Here is a 14396-nt window from a genome sequence, read left to right on the forward strand (position 1 = left end):
CATGACAGGTAATACGCAAGAACTGTTCAAGCAGGGGATGCAACTACTGGCGGCATCGACCACCATTATCACCTCAGAACATGAAGGTGCACGGGCGGGCATGGCGGCTACGGCTGTGACATCTTTGGCAGCAGATCCCCCGTCTTTGCTAGTCTGTACCAACCGAACCGCGCGGACCTTTGAGTACATCATGGGATCGGGGAAATTTGCAGTGAACGTTGTGCCTGATAGTTTGCTCGATGTTGTCGGGGCGTTTTCTTCGAAGGAAGACAAGGAAAAACAGTTCCAGATGGCGGGTACATGGGGCTGCTCAGAAAATGGTCTACCAATTCTGAAAGAGGCGGTCGCGTCTTTCGAATGTACGGTCAGCGATTGGACCGATGCGCACACCCATCGCGTATTCTTTGGCCTCGTGAATGCGGTGCACCTGAATCCCGAAGCCTCGGCTTTGATTTACGCCCAACGCTGCTTTTTCAAACTAGCGCCAGTTGCGGCGTAACTAATCCCGGAGGACAAAATGGCGGATATCGCGAAAATCGAGATCATGATGCAGGACTATATCAATGGTCTGCATACTGGTGATCAGGCTGCAATCGACGCGCAGTTCTTGCCAGAATGCGATCTGTGCTGCGCCAATGAGGATGGCAGCTACATCCACATGACTCTGCAGCAGTACAAAGATCTGGTTGCGGGCCGCAAAAGCCCCAAGGAACTGGGCTATCCGGTCTATGGCCATGTGGTGCATATCGACCAATCCGGCCCTAACACGGCCTTTGTAAAGGTCGATTGCGCTGTGCAGCCGAAGTATTTCATCGACTACCTGTCATTGGTCAAAACTAACGGCGTCTGGAAAATCGCGTCCAAGGTTTACTACGTCAAGAAGTACCAGGAATAACAATCCTCTAGCGTAACAGAGATTATCATGACCGGCCCGATCCATACCTTGTCTGCTATTGAATTGACCGATGCGTTTCGCCGTCGCGACCTGTCCCCTGTTGAGTTGCTGGACGCAACACTTGCGCGGATCGAAGAGGTTAATCCGAAGATCAACGCGATTTACCACATCGACCGAGTTGGGGCCGCACAACAGGCTGAGGCCTCTGAACGTCGTTGGCGCGAGGGCGCGCCCTGTGGTTTGCTCGATGGGGTGGTGACCACGATCAAGGATGCGCTTGAGACCAACGGTATGCCGGCCCATCGCGGGTCGGCGGCTGGCAGTGGGGTGGTCCACTCCTCCGACCACCCCACTGTCGCAAGGATGCGCGACGCCGGCAGTGTGATCCTGGGGAAGAATACCATGTGCGATTATGGCATTCTGGCTGCGGGCGTCAGTTCGTACCATGGGGTCACACGCAACCCATGGGATCTGAGCCGTACCACCGGGGCGTCCTCTTCCGGGGCAGCGGCCAGTGTGTGTGCCGGGATAGAGCCGCTGTCAATCGGGACCGATATCGTGGGTTCTATCCGATTACCAGCGTCCTATTGCGGCTTGGCGGGGCATAAACCCTCGTATGGGCGGGTACCTTATGCCTTTCAGGGCAGCCCGGTTTTAGTGGCAGGTCCGTTGGCACGATCCTTCACCGATGTCGCCCTGCATATGAATGTGCTGACCGGCGTAGATGCGCGAGATTTTTCGGCGTTGCCTCGCGAGGATGTGGATTATGTGGCCGAGCTTTCGCGGTTTGACCCGACGGGCAAGCGCGCATTGGTGATCTCCGAGCTGGGCATTGGGGAGCCTGTAAGCGAGGACGTGGCAAACGCCACCTTGCGCGCTGGCGAGGCACTGCGGGGGTTGGGCGTGTCGGTTGATCGTTTGAAAACGCCTCCGTTTGAGCGCGGCGAATGGGCCTCGGCCGAGCTGTTTTATATGGCGCGCACCCTTAGCGAACTGAGCCAGAACCCAGAGGTGGATCAACGCAAGACGCCCGTTATTTTCGATTGGACCCGCCGTGCGCTAAATCTAAGTGCCACAGACCATCATGCCAATTTTGTTGCGACCCAACTGCTACGTGAACGAGCGCTGAACCTGATTTCAGGGTATGATTTTGTGATCTTGCCTTCGACACCGACAACCGCCTTTCAGGCCGAACTGCCAGGGTCGGATCCGGACCAGATATTTGAAAGTTGGGCGAACACCTTTTTGTTTAATCTGACAGAGCAACCCGCATCCAGCGTGCCGGTCGGGCTGGACCGCGCGGGTTTGCCCATCGGGGTGCAAATCGTTGGACAGCGATATGACGATGTGGGCGTGTTGGGATTGTCATTCGCATTGGAGCAGGTCGTAGAACGGCTGAACGCACCACAACTCTGAACTCACCAAAATAGAAATTCTAACATCGCTGCCGGGCATGAGAGCGCCCAGCGGGGCAATTCTGGAGGAAAACTCATGGCGAAACAGACCATGCCGGGCCAAATCATGACCATGCCGCTAACGGTGACGAGCATCTTTCGTCACGCCATGCGCGCGCACCCCGAAGCCGAGATCGTCTGGCGGAATTCTGACATGTCGATTGATCGCCACAGCTTTGCTGATATGGGGCGCCGAACGCAGCAGCTTGCGCATGCTCTGACTGAAATGGGCGTTGGCGCGGGGGATCGCGTAGCCACGCTGGCTTGGAATAATGCTCAACACTTAGAGCTGTATTACGCCTTGGCGTGTCTTGGAGCGATTTGTCATACCATCAACCCGCGTCTGCACCCTGACCAGATCGCTTTTATTGTGAACGATGCGCAGGATACGCACCTGTTCTTTGACACGACTTTTGCGCCGCTGGTTGATGCGGTGTCGAGCCGTTGCCCAACGGTTCAGGGGTGGTTTAGCCTGACAGACTCAGATCGTGTGCCTGATATGAAAACCCGGTTCTCTGACTACGAAAGCTTGATCGCGGGTAAGCCGGACACTTTTGATTGGCCTGAATTGGATGAAAACGCAGCGATGGCGCTGTGTTATACCTCGGGCACAACGGGTAACCCCAAGGGTGTGCTCTATTCCCATCGCGGCACCGTGTTGCACGCTATGGGGGTGTCTGGTGGGGATTGGTTGGCGCTTAGCTCGCGGGATGCGACGTTGCCGGTGGTGCCAATGTTCCACGCCTGCGCCTGGGGTATTCCTTACGCGGCACTGATGAATGGAACCAAGCTGGTGCTGCCCGGACCGGGAATGGACCCGGCACCCTTGCAAGAGCTGATGGATTGTGAAGAGGTCACCATGATTTCAGGAGTTCCGACCGTTTGGCTGGGGCTGTTCGAACATTTGGATCAAAACCGTGCCCGTCTGAAAACCGTGGAACGTGCCATGATGGGCGGTTCCGCCGCGCCGCTGTCTTTGATCGAACAGATCGAAAAAGAACACGGTATCGAAGTCGTGCACGGGTGGGGCATGACCGAGCTATCGCCCGTTGGCACGCTTGCGGTTCTCAAGCGCGGCGAAGACAAGCTGCCGCTCGATGAACGTCTGCAGATCAAAACCAAACAGGGCCGCGCGCTGTATGGTGTCGAAATGCGCATCGTTGACGACGCCGGCGTGTTGCTGCCACACGATGGTCAAGCCGCTGGTATGTTGCAAGTGCGCGGTCATTGGGTCGCCTCCAGCTATTACAATGGGGCAGGGGCGGATGCCTTTACCGATGACGGCTGGTTCTCAACCGGTGATGTTGCGGCCATTGACCCCAAGGGATACCTGCGCCTGACCGATCGCACCAAGGATGTGATAAAATCGGGTGGCGAATGGATTTCCTCCATCGATTTGGAAAACATCGCCATGAGCCATCCTGACGTGCTGGAGGCGGCTTGTATCGCAGCCAAACACCGCAAATGGGATGAACGGCCTCTAATCGTTGCAGTGAAACGCGAAGGTACAGATGTGACCCGCGAAGACGTGTTGGCACTGTATGACGGGCAGATCGCCAAGTGGTGGACCCCGGATGACGTGGTGTTCCAAGCCGAACTGCCACACACCGCAACAGGTAAGGTGTCCAAGCTGCATCTGCGTGACCAATATGCGGACTACAAGCTCCCAACCGACAACTGATCATTGGAGGGGGCGGTCACCGTCCCCTTTACTCTCCCCTTCCTTTTCTTCTTCCAAAGGTCTCTTCCCATGCGTTCTGTTGTTATCGTTTCCACCGCCCGTACCGCCATTGGCAAAGCTTTTCGTGGGGGGTTCAACGACACCCATCCCGCTGTCTATGGCGGCCATGCTGTGGCCGAAGCCGTCAAACGCGCAGGTGTTGATCCGGCCGAAATCGAAGATGTGATCATCGGCAACGCCGTGCCTGAGGGCGCCAATGGTGGCAACTTAGGTCGTCAGGTTGCATTGCGTGCGGGTCTGCCCGTTACCGCGTCTGGCGTAACCATCAACCGGTTCTGTTCCTCGGGTCTCGAAGCACTGGCGCGGGCCTGTTCGCGGGTGATCGTTGATGGCGTTCCAGTCGCTGTTGGTGGTGGTGCGGAAAGCATTTCGCTGGTGATGAAAAACACCAACCAGAACCGTCTGGAAGAGGCATGGCTGAAAGAGAACGTGCGCGGCATCTATGATCCGATGATCAAAACCGCTGATCTGGTGGCCGAGCGTTATGGCATCACCCGCGAAGCACAGGATGCCTTTGCCCTGCAATCGCAGCAACGCACTGCAGCGGCGCAGTCGGCTGGCAAATTTGATGACGAAATTGTTCCCATCACAGTGACCAAGCTGAACACCAACCGGGAAACTGGCGAAGTAACCTCCGAAGAAGTTACCCTGACACAGGACGAATGCAACCGCCCGTCGACCACATTGGAAAGCCTGCAGGGTCTGAACCCGGTTATGGGCGAAGGCAAGTGGATCACAGCTGGTAACGCATCGCAGCTGTCTGATGGTGGTTCTGCGCAGGTTGTGATGGACGAAAAGCTGGCCGAACAGCGTGGGCTTGAGCCGCTGGGCCGCTATGTCGGTTACGTTGTGGCTGGTTGCGAACCCGATGAGATGGGCATCGGTCCGGTCTTTGCTGTGCCAAAGCTGCTGGAACGTAACGGGCTGAAAATGGATGATATCGGTCTTTGGGAACTGAACGAGGCGTTTGCGAGCCAAGCGCTGTACTGCCAGCAAAAACTGGGCATCCCAAGCGAGATCCTCAACGTTAACGGCGGCGCGATTTCCGTGGGTCACCCCTATGGCATGTCCGGCACACGTATGGTCGGCCACGCGCTAATCGAAGGTAAGAAACGCGGCGCCAAATACGTTGTCGCTACCATGTGCATCGGCGGCGGTATGGGTGCCGCTGGCCTGTTCGAGGTGCTGTAAATGTCCGAAATTAACAAAGTGGCGGTTATCGGTTCTGGCGTTATGGGGGCAGGCATTGCGGCCCATTTTTCCAACGCCGGAGCACAAGTGGTTTTGCTCGATATCGTACCCAAAGACGCCGAGGATCGCTCGATGCTCGCCAAGGGGGCGATTGAGCGCATGACCAAAGGTCGGGCACCGCAATTGGCGGACCCGGCCTACGCCTCACGTCTCAGCGCGGGCAATTTGAACGATGATTTGGAACAATTGCGCGACTGCGATTGGGTGGTCGAGGTGGTGCTGGAAGATCTGGCGATCAAGCACGCATTGTACAGCAAAATCGCGCCGTATCTGCGCGATGACGCGATCCTCAGCTCGAATACATCAACCATTCCTTTGGTGGAATTAACCGCGCAGATGGATGAGGGGCTGCGCAAGCGGTTCGTGATCGTGCATTTCTTTAACCCGCCGCGCTACATGCGTCTGGTTGAACTGGTTACTGGCCCGGATACGGATCCCGCCACCACTGAACGTGCGCGTGCCTTTAGCGACAAACGTTTGGGTAAAACCGTTGTGCCCTGCAACGACCGTCCCGGTTTCATTGCGAACCGATTGGGTGGTCTGTGGATGAACGCCGCAACACGCGAAGCTGTCGCCCGTGGCATCACGGTTGAAGAGGCCGACACCGTTCTTGCGCGCCCCTTTGGTGTACCGGGCACAGGTGTCTTTGCGCTGATGGATCTGATCGGTGTTGACCTGATGGGCAAATCCCGCCTGTCGATGCGCAACCTGCTCGAGACCGACGATCCGCAACAAACCCGCACCGAAGGGTTGGAGCTGTTTGATCAGATGGCAGCAAAAGGTTTTGCCGGGCGCAAGGTTGGAGCCGGGTTTTATAAACGCAGCAAGGATGCAAGCGGTAAGCCTGTTGCCGAGGCTGTTGATCTGGCAACACTGGACTACCGAACCCAAACCAAGGGGCCGGAACTGGCCAAATCCTTTGGCATGGATTTCATTGATCAAGCCGGGGATCGGCTGGCAGACTATGCTTGGTCTGTGATGGGGCCAACCCTGTCTTATGCAGCCTATTGCGTGCCCGAGATCACCGCTAATCCAGCTGATATCGATGCTGCGATGGAGCTGGGTTATAACTGGCGTATGGGTCCGTTCAAGCTGATCGACAAGATCGGCGTCGATAAGATTGTCGCGCGTTTGCAGGCCGAAGGACACGACGTGCCGCCATTGCTGGCGCTGGCTGCGGATCGTGGCGGAATTTATTCGGGCAAAGGCTTGGATCGCAAAGTTTTGCTGCCCTCGGGTGAACAGGCCGACGTACCACGCGGGCCGGGCGTGATCTTTGCCTCTGATCTGACTGACGTGCCTGTTTTTGGAACCGACGCCGTTACACTGCGCGATATGGGCGATGACGTAGCCCTGTTGACTATCACTGCACCGAATGCTGCGCTGGATGATCCAGTCATGACCGGTGTGTCCGACGCGCTTGATGTGGTCGGACGTGATTTTAAGGCGATGGTCATCGGCTCGGACGGCAATCATTTCTCTGTGGGGGCCAACCTGAAAAAGGCTCTGGATCGCGCCGACGCTGGGGACTTGGATCTGGTCGCAGATCAACTTGCCATCGGGCAAGCCACCATGCGCAAGATCAAATATGCGCCGTTCCCCGTGGTCTCTGCCGCTTGCGGTCTGGCCTTAGGTGGTGGATGCGAGATCTTGATGCATTCAGATCGTGTCATGGCAGCACTCGAAAGCAACATCGGCCTGGTTGAGGCGAACGTGGGTCTGTTGCCCGCATGGGGTGGGACCACGGCGCTATTGCTCCGGAAAACTGCAGAACTTGGCGATCCAATCAAGGGGGCAGAGGCCGCGTTTGATGTGATTGCTGCGGCGTTGATGGCTGGCTCTGCGCCAATGGCCCAACATGCGGGATATCTGCGCCTCACGGATGGTGTGGTGATGAATCGCGATCGCCTGCTGTCCGAGGCCAAAGCAGCGGCAATGACGTTGGCCACGGGGTACTCCGCTCCGACAAAGGCTGAAATCACGTTAGATGCCGAGGCGATCACCAAGGCCTTGGAACCGCGTTTGATCGCATTAGCCAAAGCCACGGCTGACGCGCCCTATACGGTCGAAATCGCACGTGAAACGGCACATGTTCTGGCCGGCGGTGAGGGCGGTACCCTAACCGAAGAAGCGCTGCACGCGCTTGAGGCCCAAGGCATGATGCGCCTGATCCGGCAGGACAAAACAGTTGATCGGATGCGTCATACCATGGCCACCGGGAAGCCCCTGAAAAACTGACGGAGGAAACGATGGACTATCACCTTCCCCTACGGGATTTGACTTTTCTTCTTGATGAAGTTCTGGATCTGGACCAAACGCTGGCGTTGCCAGGGTATGAACATTGCGACAAAGATACCTTCTTTGCCGTGGTTGATGCGATCAACGGGTTTGTGCGCGACAACCTAGCGACCTGTAACGAAGCTGGCGATCGTCCGGGCGCAAAACTGGACGATGGGCAGGTCTATGCTGCGCCGGGCTTTGCTGACGCCTACAAAGTGTTCTGCGAAGACGGCTGGAACGCGCTGGCGCTTGAAGAAGAGTACGGCGGGCAGCAATTGCCTTTTGTCCTGCACGCCGCGCTGCGTGAAGGGATGGCAGGGTCAAACCTGGCTTTTGCCTTGATTCACGAGCTGAACTTTGGCGTGGTTGAGGCGCTGATGGCCCATGGGTCTGATCACCAGAAATCGGTCTATTGTCCGCAATTGACCAGCGGGAATTGGGCAGGGACCATGAACCTGACGGAACCCCATTGTGGGACCGATCTGGGACTGATCCGAACCAAAGCCGTTGCCAATGATGACGGATCTTATGCAATCACTGGCAACAAGATCTTTATCACTTGGGGTGATCATGACATGTCGGAAAATGTCGCACACCTTATTTTGGCACGGGTTGAGGGCGCGCAGCCCGGTCCCCGTGGCTTGTCGCTGTTTCTGGCCCCGAAATACATGCTGGATGAAGAGAACAACACGACAAGCACCCGAAACTCGATCACGATTTCCGGGATCGAAGACAAAATGGGTATCCACGGATCACCGACCTGCGCCATCTCGTTCGAAGACACCAAAGCGTGGATTGTCGGCGAAGAAGGCAAAGGTCTGGCAGCTATGTTTGTTATGATGAATGCCGCGCGCCTGTCGGTTGGCCAGCAGGGGTTGGGCATTGCCGAAGCTGCAATTCAGACGGCGACCACATATGCGCATGAACGCCTTCAAGGGCGAGCTGAAGGCGAACATTGGAACCCTGAGGGGCCAGCCGATCCTTTGATGGTCCATGCGGACGTTCGCCGTCGATTGCTTACGGCGCAGGGCGAAATGGATGCCGCGCGTGCGTTGGCTTATTTCGGCGCTGGGCTGTTGGACGAAGCGCACCGAGCCGCAACGTTCGAGGCGCGTGGCGAAGCCAATACTCAGCTATCTATGTTGACGCCTGTTCTGAAATCCTACCTCTCTGAGTTGGGGTCGCGGATGGCCAATGAAGCGGTACAGATGCACGGCGGACATGGGTTTATCAAAGACTATGGCGTTGAACAGTTAGTGCGCGATGTGCGCATTACCGAAATTTACGAAGGCACCAGTGCGGTCCAAGCGCGGGATCTGGTCACGCGCAAAGTGCGCGGAGACGGCGGCGTAGTCGTAAAAGGGTTTGTCGCCGAGATGTTGGCCGAGGCCGACGCATTAGGCGACGATCTGGCGGATGTAAATATAGCTCTGCGTGATGCAGCTGCACGATTGGCACGGAGTACCGATTGGGTACTTAGCGCGGCCTCTGGGGATGTTCTGTCAGGCGCCTGTGACTATCTTGAGGTGACGGCCCTAAGCTTGAGCGCCTGGATGTCGGCGCGCATCGCCCGGACCGCCAGCGCCGGAGCGGGTCAGCAATCATCGGACTATTATGCGGACCGGGTGGATGCGGCACGTGCGTTCCTTGCGCGGGCTTTGCCAAGGGCGATCAGTCACGAAATAATCATGCAGGCCGGGGAACCGGGGCAGATTTTTCGCGCCGACCGCTGCCTCTGAAACAGGCCATCACATACAAACCCGGGCGCTTTTCGAGCAAGGGCGCCCGGCCCCCCGAACTTTGCTAGCCTTGCGATGCAGCTTCGTTTCAGGCATCAGCGCGCATACCTCAACAGATCGTAAGGGCCTGAACATGGACTATACCAAATCCGGAGCGCCCAAAAAGGGCAGCAACAAACCGCGCCACAAAGAACACAATGCCAAAGGGTCGTCGAAAAACCCCTATGGCAAGTCAGAAAGCAAAGCCGACCTGCTGGCGCGCATGAAGGCCGCGGCAGAAGCGAACAAGAAACCAACCGTAGAAGAAGGTTAGGGCCTTAGTGCCCGGCAGCAATCGCCAATCCATCTGCGACTGCAGTAAACACCTCGGAAAACTCGTGTTGCGCCTCGGGAAACGTGTCTTTCATGGTATTGGTAACAAATGACATCAGGCTTGACCCACCGACGTAGATGACTCGGTCCACACGTGCAGGCGCGCAATCTGCCATCGCCAGCGTTTCAAGGGCACCGGTTTGGATTGAGTCGGAAAAGCTGCGCAACAAATGATCCAGCATGATGGGATAGAGCTCGGCTGAGAGGCCGCGTTCAACAATGCTCAGATCGATCTCAGCCCGGGTTTCGGTGCCGGAATTGGCCGCGATCTTGCCCCGTTCAACGGCAAAGGCAATATCGTGGCCCAGTTCGGATTCGAGCACATCGACAAAGCGTTTCAGCTTTTCCGGTTCTTGGGACATTTTATGCATATCAGCGACGGTTCGACGACTGGTTGCCGTGTAAAGAAACGGAATTTTCTCCCACGTCGCCAAATCGTTGAAGATGGCGTTGGGGGTGGTCATCGTACCGGGGCCGTGCAAATTGCGCAATTCGCTGCCCTTACCCAGTAATGGCATCACGCGGTCGATGCTGACGGCGCGGTCAAAATCGGTTCCCCCGATCCGTATGCCATGGTTGGCAAGGATATTGACGCTGCCTCCCTGCGCTTGGAACAGAGAAAAATCGGATGTCCCGCCGCCGATGTCTACGATCAACCCAAGCGATTTGCTCTGATCAAGGGCACCACTTGCAATCGCCGCAGCTTCGGGCTCTGCCATAAACGCGACGTCCTTGAAACCGGCAGCCAAATAGCAGGCGAGCAGATCTTCCTCGGCTTTTGCGTCCCGCGCCGCATCGTTTAGATGAAAGTGAACCGGACGTCCGGACAAAACGCGTTCAAACACCAATCCTGTTTCGGCTTCTGCCCGTGTTTTCAGCTGTTTCAGGAAGCGTGCAATAATGTCTACAAAGGTGACGCGCTCATTCAGGATCTGGCGTTTTTCATGCATCAGTGAGGTCCCCAGAACCCGTTTCAACGCACGCATATAGCGCCCTTCAAGCCCATCAATCAGTGCTGTGTTCGCGGCCCCACCAATAAGCGTCTTGCGCGTGTCGAAATCAAAGAAAAAGGCAGTGGGTAACGTGCGTTCCCCGGCCTCAACCTCGATTAAGTGGGGTTTTCCATCGCGCAGCATACCCGCGGCAGAATTGGAGGTTCCAAAGTCAATTCCCAATGCCAGACTTTGTGTCGTCATGCCCACTTCCTCGCGATCACCAATCAAAGAAAGCAGCCGGATTAGGCGCTGGGTCGTTTAAGGTCAAGCCTGTTTGAACGGCTTCTGCTGCGCAGTCGCCAAAGTGGGGCCCAAACCGCCACAAGGAATGCGAAATCGAAAAAAGGAACACACCAATTCGGCGTCAGGCGTGCCCCTTTGGATGATTTATGAGAAAAGCCCCAGCCGGGCGCCACTGGATAAATTTGTGAACCGTTTCAGGTTGGGGAATAGCCCATCCAAGGCATCGGACTGAACACCAAACCATAAGGACAGATCAGCATACAATTGATCCGTCGACGTCGTTGGGATCAGGACCCCGTCACCGATGTCTTGTAGGTTGTCATTGCCTAACCCCAGGCTTGGGTATTCGCCGTAAACACGGCCCCCTTTGACAGGTGCGCCCATGACGATCGTGTTGCCGCCCCAGCCGTGATCCGTGCCATTGCCGTTTGACGTCAATGTGCGTCCGAAATCAGAGCCGGTAAATGTCACAACCTTTTCGTCGAGCCCCATGTCGCCAAGGGCGGTCTGAAATTCCCCCAGTGCACGCGACAGAATGCCCAGCATTTGACCCTGATTGTTCAAAAGCTCATCATGGTGATCCCACCCGATATAGCGAATGAAAAAAGTCTGCTGTTGCAGGCCCAAGGCCTCAGAAGCTTTTATGGTGCGAGCCACCATGCGCAACTGTTGACTTAGATCCGTGGTTGAGAAGTGCCCCGGTACAGAAATTCCGCGCGTCGCCTCTTGGAACACTTCATGCTTGGCTTGGGCTTGCCGTGTCAGGTCCAGATAGGTTTCCATAAATGGATCGTCTCTGTGGTCTTCGTTCATCAATTTGGTAAAGCTGTTCAACAAGGCGTCATTCAGGTCACTGCGCTCTTCTTTGACATACAACCCTACGGATCCATCGGCGGTGATGGAATAGGGTAGGTTTTGATGCCCGTTTTGTTGAATGTTATGACCTGCAAGCGAGATGTTCATCGGGATGTCATGTGCAGACAGACTAGGCTGCAGCTCATCTGCGAAATGACCAAACCAACCATCGTTCTGGCGCAAGTCAGGGCGCGATGTCTGCCAGTGCTTGAACTGATCCGCGTGGCTCAGCAAACCAAGTGGAAGTTGCGCAGACCCGTCATAAAACTGAGCCTTTTGAATGCGCTCGACCAAGGGCCCAACGTTGGCAACAAAGGCAAGCTTCTTGTCATTGTAGAGCTGCTGCACCTCAGGCATGGCACTGTGCAGGCCAAAGCTGCGCCCGTCGTCGTCCTCGGGGCCGTCTAGGGCTAAGAGGTTGCGTCGCTTGTGCGCCAAATTGCCCCGCGTTTTGGCGTATTGTTTATAAAAGACACCCGTGTTTGGCACCAACATATTGTAGCTGTCGTTGCCGCCATCCAACATGATAAAGACCAACGCTTTGCGCTGTGGTGTGATCAAGGTGCCTTTGGCTGCAGCATTGGCAAGACCCGGCAAGCCGACGCTCATCGCAGTGCCTGCGGCAGCCAGACCTGTGGATTGCAAGAATGCGCGGCGTGTGAAGGGGGAATTGAACATGGCTCAGGCCTCCTGAACAGTGAATTCGGGAGAGATGGAGATCATGAAAGCAATCGTTTGCACCACCCATTCCGGGTTGTTTGAAAACTGGCGGATTGCCTCTTTGATGCGCGCTTTAGCGGTGCCCGATGTGCGCCCCGTCAAAAGAATGCTAATACGATCAATCAGCGCATCTCGTTTGGCAGCAGACCCGACAGCGGCTATTTCGTCCGAGAAATCAAACCAAAGCGCATCATTTTCGTAAGACCAAAGCGTATCGGGATCCATTTCCATGACCATCTTCTGTTGTTCGGTTGATCCGATCTGGGTGCTGACCAAGGGCAGATACCCGCCAAAGAACCAATAATACATCTGGTTCACGTAAGAGACCGAAGTCGCCGCAGTGTGTAATTCGAACTCTGGCGCAACCAGGCCTGCGTTTTGAATTGGGCCATGAGGGGCAAAATCCGGTTTGTAAAAGTTGAAAACCGTCGGCGCCGAAAGCGGGTGCATTTGCAACGCCTCTTGCAAGTCGTCGCCAAGCACCCAATTGCGGCCGCTTTTGTTTTGCGCATTAAACGCCAAAAGCAACTGTGTGACCCGTTGAAGAGGGGATTTCAGGCGCTGAGATTGCACCCACTTTCCATCCGCTTTGCGCGCACTTGAAAGGCGGGTGTGGGCAACTTCGTTCTGCATTGGGTATGTCAGAATTACATGAATCGTTGCACCAATGTTGCCTTCTTTGCCAAACGCCTCTGCCACGGCCTGTACATAAGCGGGGCTGGGGTTCGAGGTGACCATGCGGTTGATCAGGTGTTTTGCGATGAACGGAGCGGTGGAAGGATGCGCAACCAATTGCTTGACCGCAGACCAGATTTCCTGTGGTCCCTTTTGGCCTCCGGGTAATGTCACTTGACCGTTCAGCAGTGATTTTGCGCCGCGATCATGATAGTTTTCATCGACAACCATTCCCTTGGTCGCGTCGATGAACGGCACTGTTTTATAGGCCTTTTCCACATCATCATCAAATCCAACAGGGTACCCGTTGTAGTCTTTGGCCCAGAAACTGTTGGTCCATTCGTATTGATACGCAGCTGGCAATAATCCGGTGAAAACGCGGGCCAACTCCTTGATGTCGCAGTTGTCATAAGTGGGGATCGGTTTGCCGGCAGCATCCAGTTTCTCGGTGCCGTCTGCATTCAGCTCAAACAGGCCAATAGAAAACAGCTGCATGATCTCACGGGCATAGTTTTCATCTGGATGGATGTTCTGCTGCTTGTCTGCTTTTTGATTCATCAGATGGGACAGATAGATCCCCATCATTGGGTGCATCGAAACTTCGTACAAAAGTTCGGTGTATTTGCCAAAAGCATGTTTGTAGAGCAGATCGTAAAAGCTGGCGAACCCGATTGAATCCAATTCGAGCGATGACTGATCCGAGATCACCAGAATTTCGCTCAGGGCTTGGGCGACACGCTGGCGTAATAGGTCATCCTTGCTGATGAGCGTGTGATCCCACCAGGCCATATGGAAATACCACTTGTAGGGTAGGGCGGGATTGTTGCCATCCCCGTCCAAGGCTGAGGCGCCATGTTCTGCAACCAATCGCTCGCGAAAGTCTTTCCAGATGGAGCGGGTGGCATCTTCAAATTTGCGGCCGTTCTTTGGCTGATGCCGTAATTGTTGGTCCAGCCAAGTGAGAATGCCGGTCTGACTGACTGAATTTAGCAGGGCCTGATCGGCGCCCAATGTGGCTTGCATCAGAAACCGGCTGGTTTCTCCAGAAGTGTTGATCATGGGGCTGTCGCTTTTGAGTTGCTTGAAACGAGGGCTTTATCGGGGCGACAGGAAGGGGCGGAAAATCAATTTACTGTCGTAATTGACAAGTTAATATGATTGCCGCATCCTGCAAGG

General features: G+C 55.6%; 11 protein-coding genes. 8 read left to right on the plus strand and 3 right to left on the minus strand.

Annotation, left to right across the window (positions count from 1 at the left end; translation table 11 throughout):
- The first annotated feature begins 1 nt into the window (after nucleotide 1).
- From ABWV33_RS00175 to ABWV33_RS00210, 8 genes are all read left to right on the plus strand, one after another.
- On the plus strand, nucleotides 2–499 hold the full coding sequence (locus ABWV33_RS00175) for a flavin reductase family protein (protein ID WP_353328474.1): 498 nt from the start codon (nucleotides 2–4) through the stop codon (nucleotides 497–499).
- An 18-nt stretch (nucleotides 500–517) separates the two neighbouring features.
- Nucleotides 518–895 carry a nuclear transport factor 2 family protein gene (locus tag ABWV33_RS00180; RefSeq protein WP_113822728.1) on the plus strand — a complete coding sequence of 126 codons (378 nt, stop codon included), beginning with the start codon at nucleotides 518–520 and terminating at the stop codon, nucleotides 893–895.
- 27 nt (nucleotides 896–922) lie between these two features.
- Nucleotides 923–2311 carry an amidase family protein gene (locus tag ABWV33_RS00185; protein WP_353328476.1) on the plus strand — a complete coding sequence of 463 codons (1389 nt, stop codon included), beginning with the start codon at nucleotides 923–925 and terminating at the stop codon, nucleotides 2309–2311.
- 75 nt (nucleotides 2312–2386) lie between these two features.
- On the plus strand, nucleotides 2387–4030 hold the full coding sequence (locus ABWV33_RS00190; protein WP_353328477.1) for a long-chain-fatty-acid--CoA ligase: 1644 nt from the start codon (nucleotides 2387–2389) through the stop codon (nucleotides 4028–4030).
- A gap of 69 nt (nucleotides 4031–4099) precedes the next feature.
- Nucleotides 4100–5281 carry an acetyl-CoA C-acyltransferase gene (locus tag ABWV33_RS00195; RefSeq protein ID WP_353328479.1) on the plus strand — a complete coding sequence of 394 codons (1182 nt, stop codon included), beginning with the start codon at nucleotides 4100–4102 and terminating at the stop codon, nucleotides 5279–5281.
- The gene (locus ABWV33_RS00200) at nucleotides 5282–7579 is read left to right on the plus strand and encodes a 3-hydroxyacyl-CoA dehydrogenase/enoyl-CoA hydratase family protein (RefSeq protein ID WP_353328480.1); all 2298 of its coding nucleotides are present in this window, start codon (nucleotides 5282–5284) and stop codon (nucleotides 7577–7579) included.
- Nucleotides 7580–7590: 11 nt separating this feature from the next.
- Entirely contained in the window at nucleotides 7591–9360 is a 1770-nt protein-coding gene (locus ABWV33_RS00205; RefSeq protein WP_353328482.1) for an acyl-CoA dehydrogenase family protein, read from the plus strand.
- Between the two features lie 133 nt (nucleotides 9361–9493).
- On the plus strand, nucleotides 9494–9673 hold the full coding sequence (locus ABWV33_RS00210; RefSeq protein ID WP_113822734.1) for a hypothetical protein: 180 nt from the start codon (nucleotides 9494–9496) through the stop codon (nucleotides 9671–9673).
- Between the two features lie 4 nt (nucleotides 9674–9677).
- Here the strand turns inward: ABWV33_RS00210 and ABWV33_RS00215 are convergent, their stop codons facing one another.
- From ABWV33_RS00215 to ABWV33_RS00225, 3 genes are all read right to left on the minus strand, one after another.
- A complete protein-coding gene (locus ABWV33_RS00215; protein ID WP_353328483.1) occupies nucleotides 9678–10928 on the minus strand; it encodes an Hsp70 family protein in 1251 nt (416 codons plus the stop codon).
- 186 nt (nucleotides 10929–11114) lie between these two features.
- The gene (locus ABWV33_RS00220) at nucleotides 11115–12503 is read right to left on the minus strand and encodes a DUF1501 domain-containing protein (protein ID WP_353328485.1); all 1389 of its coding nucleotides are present in this window, start codon (nucleotides 12501–12503) and stop codon (nucleotides 11115–11117) included.
- A 3-nt stretch (nucleotides 12504–12506) separates the two neighbouring features.
- The gene (locus ABWV33_RS00225) at nucleotides 12507–14279 is read right to left on the minus strand and encodes a DUF1800 family protein (protein ID WP_353328486.1); all 1773 of its coding nucleotides are present in this window, start codon (nucleotides 14277–14279) and stop codon (nucleotides 12507–12509) included.
- Between the last annotated feature and the right edge of the window lie 117 nt (nucleotides 14280–14396).

Source organism: Phaeobacter sp. NW0010-22 (genome assembly GCF_040365955.1).
Lineage (GTDB): Bacteria > Pseudomonadota > Alphaproteobacteria > Rhodobacterales > Rhodobacteraceae > OMPR01.

Excerpts from the sequence above, each read along its gene's own strand:
- ABWV33_RS00175 (WP_353328474.1), top strand. The coding sequence starts at position 2 with ATGACAGGTAATACGCAAGAACTGTTCAAGCAGGGGATGCAACTACTG.
- ABWV33_RS00180 (WP_113822728.1), top strand. The coding sequence starts at position 518 with ATGGCGGATATCGCGAAAATCGAGATCATGATGCAGGACTATATCAAT.
- ABWV33_RS00185 (WP_353328476.1), top strand. The coding sequence starts at position 923 with ATGACCGGCCCGATCCATACCTTGTCTGCTATTGAATTGACCGATGCG.
- ABWV33_RS00190 (WP_353328477.1), top strand. The coding sequence starts at position 2,387 with ATGGCGAAACAGACCATGCCGGGCCAAATCATGACCATGCCGCTAACG.
- ABWV33_RS00195 (WP_353328479.1), top strand. The coding sequence starts at position 4,100 with ATGCGTTCTGTTGTTATCGTTTCCACCGCCCGTACCGCCATTGGCAAA.
- ABWV33_RS00200 (WP_353328480.1), top strand. The coding sequence starts at position 5,282 with ATGTCCGAAATTAACAAAGTGGCGGTTATCGGTTCTGGCGTTATGGGG.
- ABWV33_RS00205 (WP_353328482.1), top strand. The coding sequence starts at position 7,591 with ATGGACTATCACCTTCCCCTACGGGATTTGACTTTTCTTCTTGATGAA.
- ABWV33_RS00210 (WP_113822734.1), top strand. The coding sequence starts at position 9,494 with ATGGACTATACCAAATCCGGAGCGCCCAAAAAGGGCAGCAACAAACCG.
- ABWV33_RS00215 (WP_353328483.1), bottom strand. The coding sequence starts at position 10,928 with ATGACGACACAAAGTCTGGCATTGGGAATTGACTTTGGAACCTCCAAT.
- ABWV33_RS00220 (WP_353328485.1), bottom strand. The coding sequence starts at position 12,503 with ATGTTCAATTCCCCCTTCACACGCCGCGCATTCTTGCAATCCACAGGT.
- ABWV33_RS00225 (WP_353328486.1), bottom strand. The coding sequence starts at position 14,279 with ATGATCAACACTTCTGGAGAAACCAGCCGGTTTCTGATGCAAGCCACA.